Annotated in this window: 15 protein-coding genes; 10 read left to right on the top strand and 5 right to left on the bottom strand. The window is 75.1% G+C overall.

Annotated features, from left to right (window positions below; genetic code table 11):
• The first annotated feature begins 312 nt into the window (after positions 1 to 312).
• The 7 genes from OHB09_RS22565 to OHB09_RS22535 all read left to right on the top strand — a co-directional run bounded on the left by OHB09_RS22565 (position 313) and on the right by OHB09_RS22535 (position 6,589).
• On the top strand, positions 313 to 561 hold the full coding sequence (locus OHB09_RS22565) for an acyl carrier protein (RefSeq protein ID WP_006142406.1): 249 nt from the start codon (positions 313 to 315) through the stop codon (positions 559 to 561).
• Complete coding sequence (locus tag OHB09_RS22560; RefSeq protein WP_191891473.1) at positions 558 to 1,802, top strand: beta-ketoacyl-[acyl-carrier-protein] synthase family protein; 1,245 nt, start codon at positions 558 to 560, stop codon at positions 1,800 to 1,802. Before OHB09_RS22565 ends, OHB09_RS22560 begins: the two co-directional genes overlap by 4 nt.
• Positions 1,803 to 1,869: 67 nt before the next feature.
• A complete protein-coding gene (locus OHB09_RS22555) occupies positions 1,870 to 2,313 on the top strand; it encodes a DUF6041 domain-containing protein (RefSeq protein ID WP_006142404.1) in 444 nt (147 codons plus the stop codon).
• 46 nt (positions 2,314 to 2,359) lie between these two features.
• The gene (locus OHB09_RS22550; RefSeq protein ID WP_006142403.1) at positions 2,360 to 3,250 is read left to right on the top strand and encodes a DUF6206 family protein; all 891 of its coding nucleotides are present in this window, start codon (positions 2,360 to 2,362) and stop codon (positions 3,248 to 3,250) included.
• Between the two features lies 1 nt (position 3,251).
• Positions 3,252 to 4,091 carry a 4'-phosphopantetheinyl transferase family protein gene (locus OHB09_RS22545; protein ID WP_191891472.1) on the top strand — a complete coding sequence of 280 codons (840 nt, stop codon included), beginning with the start codon at positions 3,252 to 3,254 and terminating at the stop codon, positions 4,089 to 4,091.
• Positions 4,092 to 4,220: 129 nt separating this feature from the next.
• Positions 4,221 to 5,549, top strand: coding sequence for a nitroreductase family protein (locus OHB09_RS22540; RefSeq protein ID WP_328922444.1), 1,329 nt, complete (start codon positions 4,221 to 4,223; stop codon positions 5,547 to 5,549).
• A gap of 380 nt (positions 5,550 to 5,929) precedes the next feature.
• Positions 5,930 to 6,589, top strand: a complete 660-nt coding sequence (locus tag OHB09_RS22535) for a response regulator transcription factor (protein ID WP_234525246.1) — start codon at positions 5,930 to 5,932, stop codon at positions 6,587 to 6,589.
• A gap of 84 nt (positions 6,590 to 6,673) precedes the next feature.
• Here the strand turns inward: OHB09_RS22535 and OHB09_RS22530 are convergent, their stop codons facing one another.
• From OHB09_RS22530 to OHB09_RS22515, 4 genes are all read right to left on the bottom strand, one after another.
• On the bottom strand, positions 6,674 to 7,024 hold the full coding sequence (locus OHB09_RS22530) for a RedY protein (protein ID WP_093591829.1): 351 nt from the start codon (positions 7,022 to 7,024) through the stop codon (positions 6,674 to 6,676).
• Positions 7,021 to 8,250 carry an L-prolyl-[peptidyl-carrier protein] dehydrogenase gene (gene redW / locus OHB09_RS22525; RefSeq protein WP_397898523.1) on the bottom strand — a complete coding sequence of 410 codons (1,230 nt, stop codon included), beginning with the start codon at positions 8,248 to 8,250 and terminating at the stop codon, positions 7,021 to 7,023. The genes OHB09_RS22530 and redW overlap by 4 nt, the downstream gene beginning before the upstream one ends.
• A 134-nt stretch (positions 8,251 to 8,384) precedes the next feature.
• Complete coding sequence (locus tag OHB09_RS22520) at positions 8,385 to 11,555, bottom strand: polyketide synthase (RefSeq protein WP_328922442.1); 3,171 nt, start codon at positions 11,553 to 11,555, stop codon at positions 8,385 to 8,387.
• Positions 11,555 to 12,361 (bottom strand): AfsR/SARP family transcriptional regulator, encoded by an 807-nt coding sequence (locus OHB09_RS22515; protein WP_328922441.1) that lies wholly within the window; start codon positions 12,359 to 12,361, stop codon positions 11,555 to 11,557. Before OHB09_RS22515 ends, OHB09_RS22520 begins: the two co-directional genes overlap by 1 nt.
• Positions 12,362 to 12,707: 346 nt before the next feature.
• On the opposite strand from OHB09_RS22515, the gene OHB09_RS22510 reads away from it, so the two are divergent.
• Together OHB09_RS22510 and OHB09_RS22505 are read left to right on the top strand one after the other, a co-directional pair.
• Positions 12,708 to 12,929 carry a hypothetical protein gene (locus OHB09_RS22510; RefSeq protein WP_040896317.1) on the top strand — a complete coding sequence of 74 codons (222 nt, stop codon included), beginning with the start codon at positions 12,708 to 12,710 and terminating at the stop codon, positions 12,927 to 12,929.
• Positions 12,930 to 13,012: 83 nt separating this feature from the next.
• Positions 13,013 to 13,234, top strand: coding sequence for a hypothetical protein (locus tag OHB09_RS22505; protein ID WP_093591841.1), 222 nt, complete (start codon positions 13,013 to 13,015; stop codon positions 13,232 to 13,234).
• Positions 13,235 to 13,339: 105 nt separating this feature from the next.
• On the opposite strand, the gene OHB09_RS22500 is transcribed toward OHB09_RS22505, so the two are convergent.
• Entirely contained in the window at positions 13,340 to 15,631 is a 2,292-nt protein-coding gene (locus OHB09_RS22500; protein WP_328922440.1) for an ADP-ribosylglycohydrolase family protein, read from the bottom strand.
• 192 nt (positions 15,632 to 15,823) lie between these two features.
• Between OHB09_RS22500 and OHB09_RS22495 the strand changes: the two genes are divergently transcribed.
• On the top strand, positions 15,824 to 16,603 hold the full coding sequence (locus OHB09_RS22495) for a GNAT family N-acetyltransferase (RefSeq protein WP_191852274.1): 780 nt from the start codon (positions 15,824 to 15,826) through the stop codon (positions 16,601 to 16,603).

The following is a 16,603-nucleotide window of genomic DNA, read 5'->3' as shown; positions in this document are numbered from 1 at the left end:
CCGCCGCCCGGGACCGCCGTCCGGGCCGCTGTCCGAGCCCGAGTCTCGCCCGGCGGCCTGACCGATGGCTGACCGGCCACTGACCGATGGCTGACGCGGGGGGCCGCCGCCGTGCGCGTACCGCCCGTGACGCCCCGGTTCCGGATGCGGCGGGGCCGGCCGGTCAGCGGGCCGTCAGTCATCGGTCAGCGGGCGGTCAGCCCGGCGGCACAGACTCGTACGGCGAACACCCGGCACGCGAACGCCCGTTCGTCCCGCTCCCGCTTCCGGCGGGCCGCCGGGGCGGGCCTTGGGGAAAGGTGGGGCGCACCCATGAGCGCGATGTACGACAGGCTGGTCGGCCTTCTCGTCGACCGTTTCGAGGTGGACCGCGCGGAGATCGGCGCGGACACCACGTTCGAGGAACTCGACATGGACTCCCTGTTCCTGGTGGAGCTGCTGCTGGTGATCCAGTCGGAGTTCGGCGTGCAGATCGAGGACGACGCGGCCTCGCCCGGCGACACCATCGGCCGGGTCGCCGAGATCCTGGAACGGCACGCGGCCCCCACGGCCTCGTCATGACCGCACCCCCCGCGGGCACCGCGCCCGCCGTGGCCGTCACCGGGATCGGCCTGGTCACCGCCGCCGGTATCGGCGCGGAGGCCACGTGGCAGGGGGTGTGCGCGGGGGCGTCGACGGCCGCCCGTGACCCGCGGCTGGCCGGGCTGCCCGTGGACATCTCCTGCACGGTCCCGGGCTTCTCGCCGCGCGAGCACGTGGGGCGGCGCAGCTCGCTGACCCACGACCGGTTCATCCAGCTCTCGCTCACCGCGGCGCGCGAGGCCGTGGCCGCTTCCGGTCTGGACCCGGCGACGTGGGACGGCGCCCGGGTGGGCGTGGTCGTCGGCTGCGGCCTGGGCGGCGTGGCCACCTGGGAGGCCCAGCACCGGCGGATGCTGGAGCAGGGGCCCGGCGCGGTGTCCGCGCTGCTGATCCCGATGCTGGTGCCCAACATGGTCGCCGGGCACCTGGCGATGGACCTGGGCGCCACGGGCCCCAACCTCGTCACGGCGACGGCCTGCGCCTCCGGCGCCACCGCGATCGGCACCGCGATGCAGCTCCTGCGCGAGGGGAGCTGCGACGTCGTGCTCGCGGGGGGCGGCGAGGCAGGCGTGAGCCCCCTCATGGTGACCGGTTTCGCGCAGATGGGCGCGCTGTCCACGGCGCGGCTGGACCGGCCCGCGACCGCCTCCCGGCCCTTCGACGCCGGTCGCGACGGCTTCGTCATCGGCGAGGGCAGCGGAATGCTGGTGCTGGAGCGGGAGGCGGACGCCCGGGCCCGGGGCGCGCGGGTCCGCGCGCGGGTGGCCGGGTACGGGGCCTCGGCCGACGCCCACCACATGACCGCCCCGGACCCGGAGGGCGGTGGGGTGATCCGGGCCCTGCGGACGGCGCTCGCGGCGGCGGACCTCCTGCCCGGGGAGATCGACCACGTCAACGCGCACGGCACGTCCACCCCGCTCAACGACGCCGCCGAGGCGCGGGCGGTGCGCAAGGTCCTGGGCCAGGACGCGGACGTGACCTCCGCCAAGGGCGTCCTCGGGCACACGCTCGGGGCGGCCGGCGCGATCGAGGCCGCGCTGACCGTCCTCACCCTGGAGCACGGGACCGTGCCCCCGACGGCCAACCTGGAGCGGATCGACCCCGCCGTCGAACTGGACGTGGTCTCCGGGGCCCCGCGCCGGCGGGAGGTGCGGGCGGCGGTCAGCAACTCCTTCGGCTTCGGCGGGCAGAACGCCGTGCTGGTCCTGACGGCCGCGTGACCACCCGCCGGACCTTGTCCGGAAAGCCCCCCGGCCGGCCGGCCCCGACACCGGAAGAATCCGACAGGTGACGAAAAGAATCCTGATACTGCAGCGCGTCGTCGGCGTCCTCTACATCGTCGCGGGGATCGGCAAGTTCTTCCCCGAGATCGAGTCGGTGGAGCAGCGCCTGGACGACGCGGCCGAGGCCAACGACGGCGTCGCCGTGCTCGGCGGCTTCACGAACTGGCTCGACGGCCACCCGACGGGCGTCACCGTGTTCGTCGCGGCCGCGATGGTGGTGAGCGGCCTGGTCCTGCTCCGCAACCGGGAACTGGTCCTCGCCGCGCTCTACGGCCAACTCCTCATGCTGGTCTGCTTCGTGCTGATCCTGGTGGGCAGCGTGCCGCAGATCCTCGTGCTCGACGCCGCGTTCTTCGCCGCCGGCATCTATCTGATCGTGGTGCACCGCCGCGCCGCGGCCGGCTCCTCCTCCGTCCCTCTCGACGCCGGGACGGACACGACGACGTAAGGGTCCGCGCGCCCGCCGGGTCCCCCGACGCAAAGGTCCGATACCCATGCCCTTCACGGTTCCCCACGACGCGCTCACCCGTCTCGAACAGCGGGTGCGGGAGGCGTTGCGCACCGCCGACGACGGCGCCCTGGACATCCTGGGCCACGGCGAGGTCACCCTGGTGCTCCGGCTGCGGACCGAGGGTGGCACGTACGCCTGCAAGCGGCTGCCCGTCTTCCCCGACCGGGCGCGCTTCGCGCGCTATCGCGAGGGTCTCGACGAGTATCTGCGCCGCCTCACCGACAGCGGACTGAACGTCGCCGACACCGAGGTGTGGCACGCGCCGCACCCCGGCGGGCGGATCGTGGCGTACTGCGTGCAGCGCGAGCTGCCGGAGCGTCGGCTGTGCTCCCGGCTGCTGCACACCGAGGACGAGACCTGGGCCAAGGACTTCTTCTCCCGTTTCCTCGACCAGGTGGACGCCACCGTGTCCCCCACCCTGGGGCTCGACGCCCAGGCCTCCAACTGGGTCGACGTGGACGGTGAGCTGGTCTACCTGGACATCACCACGCCCCTCATGCGGGACGCCCGGGGCCGGGAGAAGCTCGACGTGCGGCTCTTCTTCACCTCCCTGCCGTGGGTGCTGCGCGACGCCGTACGGCTGTCGATGAGCAGGTCGATCTTCGACAAGTTCTACGCGACCCGCGGTGTCCTCCTGGACTTCCTCGGCAACCTCCACAAGGAGCGGCTGGACGCGCTGGTCCCGGCCTTCCTCGACCAGGCCAACGGGCGCCTCGCCGAGCCGATCACGGCGGAGGAGGTCGCCGCCTACTACCGGGGCGACGCCCGGATGTGGGAGCTGATCCAGCGCCTGCGCACCGCCGACCGGCTGTGGCACTTCAAGGTGCTGCGCCGCCCCTACCCGTTCCTGCTGCCGCCGCCCGTGGAGCGCTGACATGGGCCCCGGCGTGACGGCGCCCCCGGCCCGCGCCGCGGTGGCGGGCCTCGACGAGGGCCTCGTCCTCGATCCGGCACGGCCCCTGTACGTGTGCCATGTGCGGGGGCCCCTGACGCTCGCCGTCGTGTCGATCGCCCGGCTGCGCACGCTCGGCGAAGCGGCCCGTACGGCCCTGGAGTCCCGGCACCTGGACGCGAGCGAGGCGGCGCGGGCGGCGGGGCTCGCCCTCCCCAAGCGGCGTTTGGAGTGGCTGGCGGGGCGGCTCGCGCTCAAGCACGGGGTGTGCGCCTACCGCGCACGGCACTTCGGCGCGCGCACCCGGACGCGTGACGTGCGCGTCGGGGCCGTGGCGGAGGGGCTGCGGGCCGGCCGCCCCAGGGTCGAACTCCGGTCGGACGCCGGGCCGTCGGCGGAGGGCGGGGCGCCTGGAGGGGGGACCGTGGAGGTCGGGCTCTCGCACTCGGTGGACTTCGCCCTCGCGGTGTGCGGCCCGCGTGCCGTGGGCGTCGACGTCGAACTGACCCGGCGGATGCCGCCGACGCTCGCGGAACTGCTCGCCCCGGCGTCCGGCGCGGCGCGGGACGCGGAGTCCCCCGGGCTGCGGGCGATGCCCCCGGCCCTGCGCTGGACGTGCAAGGAGGCGGTCCTCAAGCACTTCGGCTTCGGCCTGCGCGTCGACCCCCGGGAGGTCGAGCTGACCGACTGGCGTGCCGACGGCCGCTTCGTGTGGCGGGCGGGGCCGGGTCTCGGACGCCATGTGCCCCGGGGCGACGGGGCACGGTTCGACAGTTGGGCACGTGAAGTCGACGGCTATTCGGTCGCGTTGGTGTGGCGATAGGAGTTCGGCCCAGTGACATCGGCATCCGCGTCATCCTCTTCCTCCCCTTCCCCTTCGCCTTCCCCTTCGCCTTCCCCTTCGCCCGCCTCGTCGGCGGCCCTGCCGCCCCTGCCGGTGCGCCGGGGCGGGGTGGCGTTCCACGACGCCCTCCAGGTGGCCGCCGCGATCGCCGCCCGCGCTCCCTCCTCGCACAACTGCCAGCCGTGGGGCGTCGGCTGGGCGACCGACGCGGCGACCCGGCGCACGGCGGCGGCACTGCTCGCGGCGGGGGAACCCGGTGGCCGCGCGGCCGTGTCACCGGACGGGGGGTCCGCGGGAACGGCCGCCGGGGCGCCCGACGGGACGCCCGCCGGGAGCGGACGCGTCCCGTCGCGCCGGAGCGAGTACCTGGTCCTCGCCCTGGACCGGGCGCGAGAACTCACCGCGCTGCCCGCCCACGCCACCGAGATGCTGCTGAGCTGCGGCTCCCACGGGGAGATCCTGGCGCGCGCCCTGGCCGCCCAGGGCTGGCGGGCCGACGGGGTCCGCCTCCTCGGCCCGGGGGCGACGGGCGGCGCACCGCCGTTCGGCGGCGACCGGTGGCCGCGCGCCTGGGAGCCGCTGTGCCTCCTCCGGCTCTCGCCCGCGCCCGCTCCCCCGGGCGACCTTGCCGCCCTGCGCGAGACCGTGGGCGCCCGGCACACCAACCGGGGCCCGTACCGCCCCGAGGCGATCGACCCCGGCGTCCTGGCGCGACTCGCCTCCTCCGCGACCGAGTCCGCGCTGCTCCGCGCGCAGCAGGCCCCGGGCGCCCCGGTCGCCGTACGCCACCTGGTGGGCGCTCCCGAGCGTGCCGCCCTCGCCGAGCTGGTCGCCCGGCACGGCGGACGCGACTTCGCCCACCGCGCCGCCTGGCGGGAGACACACGCGTACATCCGGCGCGACGAGGCCGAGGCCGCGCGGGCCGGCGACGGCTTCACCCTCGGCCAGCTCTTCGGGGAGCTGTCGCCACCGCGCCGGCTGGGCATGCGGGCCGCGCTGACGCCCGCCACCATGCGGCTGCTGCGTCACGCGGGCTACGACCGGTTCCTCGCCCGGCAACTCGCCGCCGCGGTACGACGCTCCCCCGCCGCCGTCGCCCTGTGCTTCGACGGATCCGACGGATCAGACGGCTCCGAGCGCCCCGGGAACCCGTCGGACCCCGGGGACTTCGGCGGCTTCGGCGGCCGGACGCCCGACGCCGGGTCCGTCCTGCGCGCCGGTGCCGCCCTGGCCGGCTACTGGCTGGCGGCGACCCGCGCCGGGCTGGTGCTGCATCCGGTGAGCGTCCTGCTCCAGCACGAGGACGTACGGGACGCGTGCGAGCGGCGGCTCGCGTTGCCGGGGCGGGCCCTCTTCCTGAGCCGGCTCGGGTACGCGGTCACGGCGTTCCCGTCCTCCCACCGGCGTTCCCCGTCCCACGCGCTGCGACGCGTCTGAGGATTTCCGGGCCGCGAACACCGGCCATTCCACGTACTTCGACAATCCGCGGTGGCTCGATTTCGCTCCCCCGTGAACGAAGGCGACCTATACGGAATATTGCGTGGGTCACAGACGACTGACACAATCAGTCGCCCCAGGCAGCAAGGAGTGTCGGAAGAGCGCTGCGGCGCCCTCTCGGGGGAGGCACGTACTTTGCAGGACCGCAAGCCGTCACAACCGGAAAAGACCGCCTGCCGGTTCACCTGGTCGGTAAAACCTGCCATCGCCCGATGAGGGCATCTGCGACCAACGCACACTCCGGGCCGAGCCGGGTCGACCACCCTTGCACCCACTCGGTCCCACCTCACGGGAGGCAGTCGGTGACAATTCGCGTACTCGTGGCTTGCGAGGATGCGATCCTGGGCGCCGGGATGCGCGCGCTGCTCGACCAGCAGGCCGACATCACCGTGGTCGGCAACACGACCGGCATCGAGTCCGCGGCGGCCGCCGCGCGGCAGACCCCCGACGTGCTCGTGGTCGTCTCCCCCGCGCTGACCGTGGAGCACAAACGGGAGCTCGCCGCGCTGTCGGAGGGCACGAAGGTCGTGCTCATCGCGAAGGCCGAGTTCGCGCCCCGCTCCATCGAGGCCCTGCGGGTCGGCGTCAGGGCGGTGCTGAGTCCGGACGCCTCGCCCGACGAGCTGATCCACGTCCTGCGGACGGTCAGCGCCGGCGCGGCCATCGTCATGCCGGAGGAGGCCCGGCCGAGCCTGCACCTCCTCCCGGACATCGTCTCCCCCGCGCCCGCCACGGGACTGCTGGCCACGCTGACCCCCCGGGAATCCGAGGTCATTGTGCTGCTCGCCCAGGGGAAGTCCAATGTCGAGATAGCGGAGAAGATGTCCATAACCACGGCGACGGTACGGTCCCACGTTCACCATCTGCTGAGAAAGCTCGGGGTGGGGACGCGCGCCCAGGCGGTTGCCTTCGCCTACGAGTCGGGCCTCATTTCCGTCATTGGACAGGACGCGGAGGTCCCGGTGCGGAAAACCTCCTGACGGCCTTCTGGCGAGTTCCGGCGGCGTCCTGACGCAAATTCAGTAAGCCTTTCAACTTACTGTCGGAAACCTCGCCGGGTGTCCTTACGCGCGATCCCCGTGCGCCCGATAGCCCTCACCGATCCGCTCCCCGGCCACTTCCTCGACGACCTTCGCCATCCGGCCGAAATCCGCTTCCAGCCGCCGGAAACGGGCACTGTCCATGTCCCGTGCGAAGTCCTCGGGGCTGCTCACCTCGATGATCTCGAAGTAGTGCGCGGGGCGCGGGCGCCCTCCCGCACCCGTGTCCGGAGTGGCATCCACCCGGTGCACACCGAAGGCGAGCACGCTGGGCAGTTCGGGGCAGGCCGCGTAGTCGACCTCCCGCACCCAGCGCTCGAACCGCTCGGGTTCCACCGAGTCGAGGAGCTGGATGCGGTGGATGATGACCGTCAAGGCGTGTTCCCTTTCGTGGGGGTGGTGGGGGCGGTGAGGGCGGCGGATGCCGTGGACGCCGGGGAGGAGGCCGAGGGGGCGGGCCGCCGGCCTCGTCCGCCCGGCGCCCTGCCCAGTCCCAGCGCCCGGGCGATGTTGTTCCTCTGGATGTCGTTGGTGCCGGAGAAGACCCGGGAGGGCAGGGCGTCCCGCAGGAAGGCCTCCGCCTCCCCGGCGACCATTCCCAGCCCGCCCCGTATCTGCACGGCGTCCAGGCCGAGTTGGACGGCGGCCTCGCTCACCGCGAGCTTGGCGAGGGCCGGCGCGATCTCGTCCTCGCTGCCTCGCGCCAGCTCCCGCGCGGCCCGGTACAGCAGGGACCGGGCGCCCTCCAGACGCAGGGTCATGTCGACGATCCGATGGCCGACCGCCTGGAATCCGCCGATGGGCGAGCCGAACTGCTCCCGCTCCCCGGCGTAGCGCGTCGTGGAGTCGAGGACGCGGCGCATCGCGCCCAGGTAGACCGCGAACAGGCAGACGCGCTCCCACTTCATCGACGCGGAGAACACGGCGGCTCCCGCGCCCTCCGCGCCGAGCACCTGGCTCGCCGGCACCTCGCAGCCGTCGAAGTGGACGTCGGCCGTGGGCGATCCGCGCAGGCCGAGCTTGTCGTAGGGGGCGCCGACCCGGAGCCCCGGGGTGCCGGCCTCGACCAGGAACGCCGTCAGCCCGAAGAAGCCGCCGCCCGGTTCGGTCGCCGCCTGGACGAGGAAGACGTCGGCGACGGGCGCGTTCGTCGTGAAGCACTTGGCGCCGTTGAGGACGTACGTGTCGCCCTTGCGTTCGGCGCGGGTGCGCAGACGGAGTGCGTCGGACCCGGCCTCGGGTTCGGTGATGCCGTGCGCCGCGATCCGCTCCCCCGAGCAGAGCGCGGGCAGCCAGGCGCGCTTCTGCTCCTCCGTGCCGAACTCGGTGATCGGCATCAGCGAGGCGAACAGATGGGCCGCGACGGAGAAGGCGAAGCCGGTGTCCTCGGTGCCACGGCCGAGTGCCTCCATGACGGCGGAGGCGGTGACCGCGTCCAGACCGCTGCCGCCGTAGTCGACCGGCACCGTGCCGCCCACCAGGCCCTGTGCGCCCGCCAGCCGCCAGCGCCGACGGAAGTCGCCGGCGTCGAAGGCGGGGTGCGCCGCCCTGCCCCGGGCGGTGAGCTCGCGGCGGGCGAAGGCGAGGACCGTGGCGCACATCTCCTCGCACTCGCCCTCGAAGCCGAAGCCGGAGGCGCCGAAGCCGGGAACGTCGGGCACGGGCGTGCCGGGAAGGGGCGTGCCGGGAAGGGAGGCGTCGGGGCCCGTCGCTTCGCGGTGGGGCGTTTCGCCGTTCATGAGGCTCCGTCCAGGTGTTCCTCGACGAGTACGTGGTAGTTGATGCCGCCGGTGCCGAAGGAGCTGACCGCCGCGCGCCGCGGCCGGCCGGGCTGCCGGGTCCACGGCGAGGGGCGGGTGTCGACGACGGCCGGGACGGCGTCGAGGCCGAGGGCCGGGTTGAGGGTGCGCAGGTTGGCGTTGGGCGGCAGGGTCCCGGCCCGCATGGCGAGGAGGGTGCGCAGCAGCCCGGCGCTCCCGGCGGCGGCGAAGGTGTGGCCGAAGAACGACTTCGCCGATCCGATGCGCAGCGGACGGGCCCGCCGCTCGCTCCCGTACATCCGGCCCGCCGCGGCGATCTCGATCCGGTCGCCGACCTTGGTGCCGGTGCCGTGGGCCTCCAGGTAGTCGACCGCGGCCGGTCCGAAGCCCGCCTCCGCGAACGCCCTTCGCATCGCCAGGAGCTGGCCCTCCAGGTCGGGGGCGATCAGCGACTTGGCGTCGTTGGAGGCGCCGATGCCGCGGACGAGGCCGAGGATCTCGTCGCCGTCGGCGCGGGCGTCCTCGTACCGCTTGAGCAGGAAGAGGCCGCAGCCGTCGCCGGGGGTGAAGCCGTCGGCCTCCCGGTCGAAGGGCGCGTTGCGGCTGTGCGAGAGCAGTCCGAGTGCCGAGCAGAGCACCATGTCACGTGTGGTGCAGGCCAGTTCGACCCCGCCGGTCACGGCGAAGTCCGCGGTTCCCTGGCGCAGGGCGCCGACGCAGACGTCGAGGGCGGCGAGGGAGGAGGCGCAGGCCGCCTCGACGCCGAGGGGCACGGCGTCGAGCCGGTACTCGTTGGCCAGCAGGGCCGCGACACCGCCGGCGAGGCAGCCGTCGAGGGCGGCGGGTGACGTCGGCTCGTCGTTCGCGGGCCATGTGTCGCGGAGCGCCGTCCGCAGGGCCGCCTTCCGTTGTGGGGGCAGGCCGTCGAGGGCGGTCAGGTCCGCCACCGCACCGTCCCAGGCGCGCAGGACCGCCCGCGCATGGGCGCGGCGCTCCCGTGTCAGCCCGAGGTTGGTGCCGATCGCGACGATCCCGCGTCCCGCGAGCCCGCCCGCCGGACGCGCCGCACGCGCCGCAGGCCCCCCGCGTCCCTGGAACAGTTCGGCGGCCACCGCGAGCGCGAGGCGCTGGGTGTCGTCCATCGCCGCCCGCCGCACCGGGACGATCCGCGCGTCGCCGTACGGTCCTTCGGGCACCGGCACATGACCGCCCTGGTCGGTGTAGCTGTGCGTGAGGCTGAGGGCGCCCGGGGCGTGGTAGAGGTCCCGTTCGAGCACGGTCTCCGGGACCGGGCCGATCCGGGTCTCGCCTGAGGCGGTCACCTTCCAGAAGGTCTCGGCGTCGGCCGCCCCGGCGAAGCGGCCGGCCAGCGCGACGACGGCGATCGGTTCGGGGAGGGAGGACGGGGCGCGGGGGGTGTGCCCCTGGCGGGGGGCGTGGGCGGGCCGCGGGGCGCCGGGGGCGCGTGCCGCCGTCTCCTCGTTCCTCCTGTGCTCCTGGAGGACGAGGTGGCAGACCGTGCCGGTGAGCGAGGACCCGCGCACCACCGCCCGGCGCGGCGCCGCGCCGCCCTCCCCGGACGGTTCCTCCCCGGACGGTTCCTCCCCGGACGGCTGTCCGGCGCCGGCCGGGTTCCGGCGGTGGTGCAGGGCGAGGGCGGCCCCGGTGACGGCGGCGAGTCCGGCGTTGGCGAAGGTGTCGCCGAGCCGGTCCCGCACCCCGCCCCCGGTCCGCTCCGCCGAGTCCACGCACTCCACGTGCGTCACCGACGCCGGGTCGGCCCCGGCGGCACGCAGGGACTCCCGGGCGAGCGAGCGGCGCAGCCCGGCGTCGCGCGAGGGACGGAAGGCTCCGGGGCGGGGGTCGTGACGCAGGCGTGAGTCGAGGATCTCCGCGTAGATCCGGTCGCCGTCCCGCAGGGCGGTGGAGAGCCGCTTGAGCAGCAGGGCCCCGACGCCCTCACCGGCGCGGCCCGGCACCTCGCCCGTGCCGGTGGCGCCGGGCTCCGACGCCTCCCACGCCCCCTCGGCGAACCGCCCCTTGGCCCGCAGACCCCCGGTGACGACGGGGCTCTCCCACTGCTGTCCCGCGACCACGAGCACCGCGTCGGACACGCCCCGGCGCAGGTTGTGCACCGCGTGGTCGAGGGCGAGGAAGGAGGTCGCGTCCGCCGCCTCGACGGCGAGCGTGCGGCCGTGCAGACGGAAGGCGGTGGCGATGCGGGCGGGGACGGTGCTCGCCATCTCGCCCACCCGGTCGTGCGGGGAGGCGCCCGTGAGCCGTGCCACCCGCGCGCGCAGTTCCTCGGCGGCCGCCCGTGCCGTGGCCGCGTCGACACCCTGTGCCACGGCGGCCCTTTCGACCTCGCGGGCGTAGCGGCCGGCCTCGATCCGGGTCGCGTTGGCGTGCTGGCGGTCCAGCGCGAAGCAGGTACCGGTGACGACGTCCGTCCGGGCGGCGGGCAGCGGGCGCTCGGGGTGACCGGCGTCCGAGAGGCACTGGTGGGCCGCTTCGAGCATGAGGAGCTGCATGCGGGCCATGGCGCCCGCCTGGGCCGGCGGGATGCCGAACCGGGCGACGTCGACGGGGATGTCGTCCAGCGTTCCGGGCCGGTCGGGGAAGATCTCCTCCGGGAAGACCCGGCGCGGGACCGCCCGGCCCGGAGAACCCCCGTCCGGCAGACCTGGGCCCGGAGAACCCCCGCCCGGAAGCCCTCCGTCCGTGGGTTCGCGGCCCGTGGATTCACGGCGAGTGGATGCCCGCCCCGTCGCGTTCCGGGACGGGGACGCGGCGTTCCGCGTCCCCGCACCGCGCGCCCCGGAACGCCGTTCCGCCTCGGCGGAATCCGGGAGATCGGCACTTTCCGCGTCGCGCCCCGCCCCCTCACGCACCGCGAATTCGTGAACCGCCGATGCGCGAGCCGAAAAATCGCCGGCCGTGGAATCGCGAGCCGTGCGGTCCGGGCCCGGGAATCCGCGGTTTCCCGGCTTTTCGCGGCCGATCAATTCCCAGAACTGTCCCGGGCCCCGGGCGCCGGGGTACAGCGCGCCGATCCCCACGATCGCCACGGCCTCGGGCGCCGCCGGGCCGCCCTCCGCCGGGCCGCCCGCCGGACCGTCCCCCGGGCGGTTCTCCTCGCGGCGCACTAGCGGACCACCGCCGGTTCGCGCCGGCTCGGCAGGACCGCCGCGCGCTGCCGCAGCACCGGGTCCTGGGCCAGGATCTCCGCGTGCAGACGCTGCAGCGGGGCGCCCGGCCGGATGCCCAGTTCCTCGTCGAGCCGCCGTCTGGCCCAGCGGAAGAGGTCCAGCGCCTCGCCCTGGCGGCCCGTGCGGTAGAGGGCGACCATGAGCAGTTCGCAGAAGCGTTCCCGTTGGGGGTGGAGGGAGACGAGCCGGCGCAGTTCCGCGATCGCCCGGGCCTCGTCGCCCACCGACAGCAGGGCGCTGGCCAGGTCCTCGCGGACGGTGAGCCGGCGTTCGTCGAAGAGGGCCGCCGCGCCCCGTACCCGCAGGCCGTCGCCCGCGTCGAGGAGGGCGGGGCCGCTCCAGAGGTCCAGGGCGGACTGCAGCAGTTCCAGGGCGCGTTCGGGCCGGGCCGGCAGATGCGCGGCCCCCTGCGCGGCCAGTTCGAGGAACCTGTTGCCGTCCACGTGCTCCGGGGACATCTCCAGGAGGTAGCCGTTGTTCACCCCGCGCAGCACGGAGCCCCCGCGCCGACGGGCGGCGGGTTCGATCGCCCTGCGCAGCCTGGTGGCCGTCGCCTGCAACGCGTTGCGGGTGTTGCCTATGGCGTGCCCGGACCACAGTTCGTCGACGAGATCCTCGCTGGACACCGCCCGACCCGCCTCCAGGGCGAGGGTGGCGAGCATGGCCCGCACCTTGTTGGCGCGAATGGCGTGTGTCTGTCCCTCGGCGTCGACGAAAACGGGCCCCAGAATATTGATGCGCAAGCCACTCCCCCGGTCTGCTGCGAAACGGAAATCGGACCAGCGTGTCAGCGGTGTCGCGCCATTGGGGAGACCCGTGTTCAAGCCCCCGCCGGAGCGCTGCCTGTTCGCCGGTGGCAGAGGTGTTTGAATGCGAAACTCTGGCTTGAGTTTTTCAGCCGTCCCGATTCCTGTCATCCATCCAATGATGGATTTCTCCACTCCACGCCAGGCTGCCCCGGCCCACCCGGTGGTCTCCACCATTCGTTGAGGACGGGGAGCGGCCGGGAGGCGGCCGCGGGGCGGCCGGCCGGCATCCGGAGCCGCCGGGATCGCCCCGGCGGGCCCGGATGGGCGCATACTGGAGGGGATGACAAAGCCAGCGGTTCCCAGACGCCATCTGCCCACGAGCCCCTTCAAGGCTCCGGTCCCCCCGCCGCCCAAGCACTTCGCCGTGGGCGACAGGGTCACGCACGACATGTACGGCCTCGGCCGGGTCGTCGGCATGGAGGAGGGGATCGCGGCCCTCGTCGACTTCGGCGCCACGCAGGCGCGGATCCCCAGCCCCTACGCCAAGCTCAACAAGCTCTAGGCCTGCCGCGCGCGCTCCTCGCGCGCGGCGGCACGGGTCGTCGCGGGTTCCTTCCGCGCGTCCTCACGCTCTCTCCCCCGGTCATGAACGGAAGCTCTCTCATCGACTCGACCTCGCTGTTCTCCGCCCCCGAGGGGGCGCCCCGCGGTTCCGCCGCGGCGTCGCCGCCCCCGGTCACGGACCCGTTCCACGCCCCGGATTTCGGTGACGATGCCGACCTCGGGTTCGAGGAGACGGAGCCCTTCCCGCCGGAGACCGTGCCGGAGCGGGACGCACACCGTCCGCGGTACCGCCGCTCCAGGTGACGTCGGCGCCCCCCAGGCAGCGCCGCTCGCGGTGAGGCCGGCGCCGGCCCGGGGCGCGTCCCGCCGACGGCCCTCGTTCCGGCGCCCGTTCGTCCCGGGCAGCGGTCACCACCCCGGGTAGCGGCCCCACCAGTGCGGGTCCCAGCCCTGCACGTACTCGCTGCCGCTCGGGGAGTCGGCGAGCTGGGCGACGAGGTCGTGGGCGAGCGTGTCGAGCACCCAGGCCAGTTCGTGCCGGGCGACCAGGTCCACCGGCAGTGCCTCCGCGCCGTGGACGGCTCCCAGCAGGGCGCCGGTCACGCAGGCCACCGAGTCGCCGTCCGGTGCCCCGGCGGCGAAGCGGAGGGCCTCACCGAGCCGTGCCCGCTCCGGGAACGAGGCGGCGACGTACACCGCTCCGAACAGTGCCGAGGGCGCGGTGGCGTCCGGGGCCAGCCGGGCGAGGCGGCGCGCGTCCGCCGGGTGCTCGGCCGCCTCCCGGAAGGCGGCGTCGAGGGCCTCGCGGGCCCTGGCGCTCGTCGGGTCGGGAGCCCTCGTCGGGTCGGGGCTCCTCGTCGGATCGGAGGCGGTCGCCTCCAGGAGCCGCAGTCCTTCCCGCAGCGCCTCGCGCACCTGGGTGCCGTCGTGGTCGCCCCGGCCGTGCGGGCCGAAGGCGAGCCCCTCGGCCGGGGTGCTCGTCAGGCAGTGCCCGAGCAGGACGACCGCCTGCGCCGTGGCGGACCACGCGGCACGGTCGCCGTGGGTGAGGGCGGCCACCTCGTACGCGCGTTCCGTCCAGTACGCCGGGTCCTTGCCCGCGGCGACGGCGGCCAGCGGCAGGGTGCGGGTGAGGGCGTGGCAGCCCCGGCTGGAGGTCGTCGGCCGGTCGGTGCTGCCCTGCCGGTCCTGGGACAGCGCGGCCACCGTCGCCGGTGCCGTGCCGCGCCGCAGCGCCAGGGCGGGCACCCGGGACAGCCAGCCGTCGGGCCACGCCTGGCCGGCCGACGCGGACGCCCAGCGCTCCCTCATGCGCTCCGTCTCCAGTCCCTGCAGGGCCGCCCAGCGGCAGTACGCGTGCCACAGCACCGAGGGCGGGTGGCAGACGCCCTTGTGCTCGCCCCGGACGAGGGCGCGGATCGTGCCCTCGGCGGTGAAGCAGGCGAGCTGTGTGCTGACCCCGGCCCGCAGGACGTCGTGCGCCGGCAGCGTGCCCCGGGCGGAGCCGAGCGTGTCGCCGAGGGCGAGCCCGAGGAGCAGTCCCCGTACGCGGGAACGGGCGTCCTTGCGCTCCACGAAGGGGGCGGGGGTGCGCGCGGCCCCGTCCTTCGGGCTCGCGGTGCCCTCCCCGCCGGTTCCCGTGTCCGTGCCGGCGGTGCCCGGGCGCGCCTCCTCCCCCTCCGTCTCGTCCCGGCCGCCCAGTGCCGTGCGCACCGACAACCGGATCAGGGCGTCGGCGTCGAGGCCGGGCCAGCCGTGGACGAGGGCCCGCCACTCGGCCGGTACGGCGGAGCGGCCCCAGCGCGCGCCGAGCAGCGCGCCCGCGATCGCCGCGACCGTGTCGGTGTCCGTGCCGGCCCGTACCGCCGCCTCCAGGGCGAGGCGCAGGTGCGCCGAGGGCTGCCGCCCCTGTTCGTCGCCCGGTCCGGGCACGGGGGTGCGGGTGATCGCCGACCACGCGGCCTGCAGCGCGTGCACCACCCAGCCGTTGTGGGAGAAGTGGTACGGCGGATGCGCCTCCGCCTCGTCCAGCAGCGCCGCCCACCGTTCCCGGCGCCCGGCGGGGAGCAGGGCGAGGCCCTCGCGCACGCCGTCGAAGGTGCCGTGCAGGACGGCGGTGCGGATGCCGGAGCACCACAGCACGCAGGCGTCGGCGCAGTCGGGGTCCGGGTGGGTGAGCGCGCCGACCGCCGTGGCCGCCTCGGCCATCGCCTCCGCGTCGCCGAGGTGGGCGAGGGCGACGACGCCGGTGCGCATCAACGAGCCGTTGCCCGCGCTCTGTTCCCTCGCCTCGGTGAAGGCGCGGGCGGCCTCGCGCAGCGCGGCACCGGGCGTGCCGGGGGTGCGGCCGGCGGCGTGCAGCACGGCGCGGGTCTGCGCGCCGACGTCGCTGGCGCCCTCGCTCAGCCACCGCTGGAAGCCCGCCGCGATGCCGTCCAGCGCCTCGGGGGACCGCAGGTCGGCACCGGTGGCCGCGACCTCGGCGATGCACACCTGCATCTGGGTGTCGTCGGAGTACTCGCCGGGCTCGTACGGGCCGAGGCCGCCGCCGATCATCTCCGGCCGCTGCTCCTCGGTGAGCGTGGCCTGGAACTCGTACGGCACGCCGAGCGCGTCGCCCGCGGCCGCGCCGAGCAGCACACCGGCGGCCCGGTCGAGGGCCGGGGCGTCCAGGCGGGGGCGAGGGGCGGGGGCGGCCATGGGTCCTCCGTGCGTCGTCGGGTCCAGTCGTCGGACGGCCCCGGAGGGCCGCGAGGGCCGGAGTGCACGGCCCCGTCGCCGGTGCCGTCCTCCGCGCCACCGAAACGGTAGTTGATCCCGTTCGGTGCCCTCCCGGCCGGTGCGCGGCGCGGGCGGCGGCAGGCGGCGCGGGCGGGCCGGTAGCTTTCCGGCATGACCGTGAAGAGCATCGACGAACTCGCCCCCCAGCTCGCGAACTGCCGCGCCTACTGGCTCTCTTGGGGGGCCGAGGGCCGCGGCGAGGACGACCTCACGTACTACCGCAGCGGTGTCGCGCACGCCCAGCTCAACGCGGTGATCCGGCTGCGGGACGCCGACCGGGCGGAGGAGGCCCTCGCCCGGGCCGGGCGGGAGCTGGCCGGTGTGCCCTGGATGTGGTGGGTGGCGCCGGACAGCGCGCCCGGCACCGGCGAACGGCTGCTCGGCCACGGGTTCGAACGGGTCGGTGCCATGCCGGTCATGGCCGTGTCGCTCGACCGGGTGAGCGAGGTGCCGGCGCCGCCGGGAGTGGAGATCGAGGTGCTGGAGGGCGACGACCCCGGGACCTGCGCCGCGTGGGTGCGGGCCTACGGCCCCTCCTTCGGCGTCGGGCCCGAGCTGGTGGACACCGTGGTGGGCCTCGAGCAGGAGTGGGCGCGGGACCCCCGCGCGGTGCGGTTCCTCGCGCGCCAGGACGGACGGGCCGTGGGCACCTCGCTCCTGTTCGACGCCCACGGCGTGGCCGGCGTCTACCTCGTGGCGACGGCCGAGGAACACCGCCGCCGGGGCATCGGCGCGGCCCTCACCGCCGCCGCGCTGGAGGAGGGCCGACGGCGCGGACTGCACGTCGGCACGTTGCAGGCCAGCGGCCTGGGAGCCCCGGTGTACGCCCGGATGGGCTTCGAGACCGTCGCGGAGTACGAGCTGTACCGGCCGCCGGCGTCCCGGAAGTGA

Source organism: Streptomyces griseoaurantiacus, from assembly GCF_036189845.1.
Lineage (GTDB): Bacteria > Actinomycetota > Actinomycetes > Streptomycetales > Streptomycetaceae > Streptomyces > Streptomyces griseoaurantiacus.
This window is presented reverse-complemented; position numbering and strand designations above follow the sequence as displayed.

What these genes read in the sequence shown, in the direction of transcription:
- OHB09_RS22495 (WP_191852274.1), top strand. Translation starts at nt 15,824, where the DNA reads ATGACCGTGAAGAGCATCGACGAACTCGCCCCCCAGCTCGCGAACTGC.
- OHB09_RS22565 (WP_006142406.1), top strand. Translation starts at nt 313, where the DNA reads ATGAGCGCGATGTACGACAGGCTGGTCGGCCTTCTCGTCGACCGTTTC.
- OHB09_RS22505 (WP_093591841.1), top strand. Translation starts at nt 13,013, where the DNA reads ATGAACGGAAGCTCTCTCATCGACTCGACCTCGCTGTTCTCCGCCCCC.
- OHB09_RS22500 (WP_328922440.1), bottom strand. Translation starts at nt 15,631, where the DNA reads ATGGCCGCCCCCGCCCCTCGCCCCCGCCTGGACGCCCCGGCCCTCGAC.
- OHB09_RS22560 (WP_191891473.1), top strand. Translation starts at nt 558, where the DNA reads ATGACCGCACCCCCCGCGGGCACCGCGCCCGCCGTGGCCGTCACCGGG.
- OHB09_RS22545 (WP_191891472.1), top strand. Translation starts at nt 3,252, where the DNA reads ATGGGCCCCGGCGTGACGGCGCCCCCGGCCCGCGCCGCGGTGGCGGGC.
- redW (WP_397898523.1), bottom strand. Translation starts at nt 8,250, where the DNA reads ATGTGCGCCACGGTCCTCGCCTTCGCCCGCCGCGAGCTCACCGCCCGG.
- OHB09_RS22510 (WP_040896317.1), top strand. Translation starts at nt 12,708, where the DNA reads ATGACAAAGCCAGCGGTTCCCAGACGCCATCTGCCCACGAGCCCCTTC.
- OHB09_RS22550 (WP_006142403.1), top strand. Translation starts at nt 2,360, where the DNA reads ATGCCCTTCACGGTTCCCCACGACGCGCTCACCCGTCTCGAACAGCGG.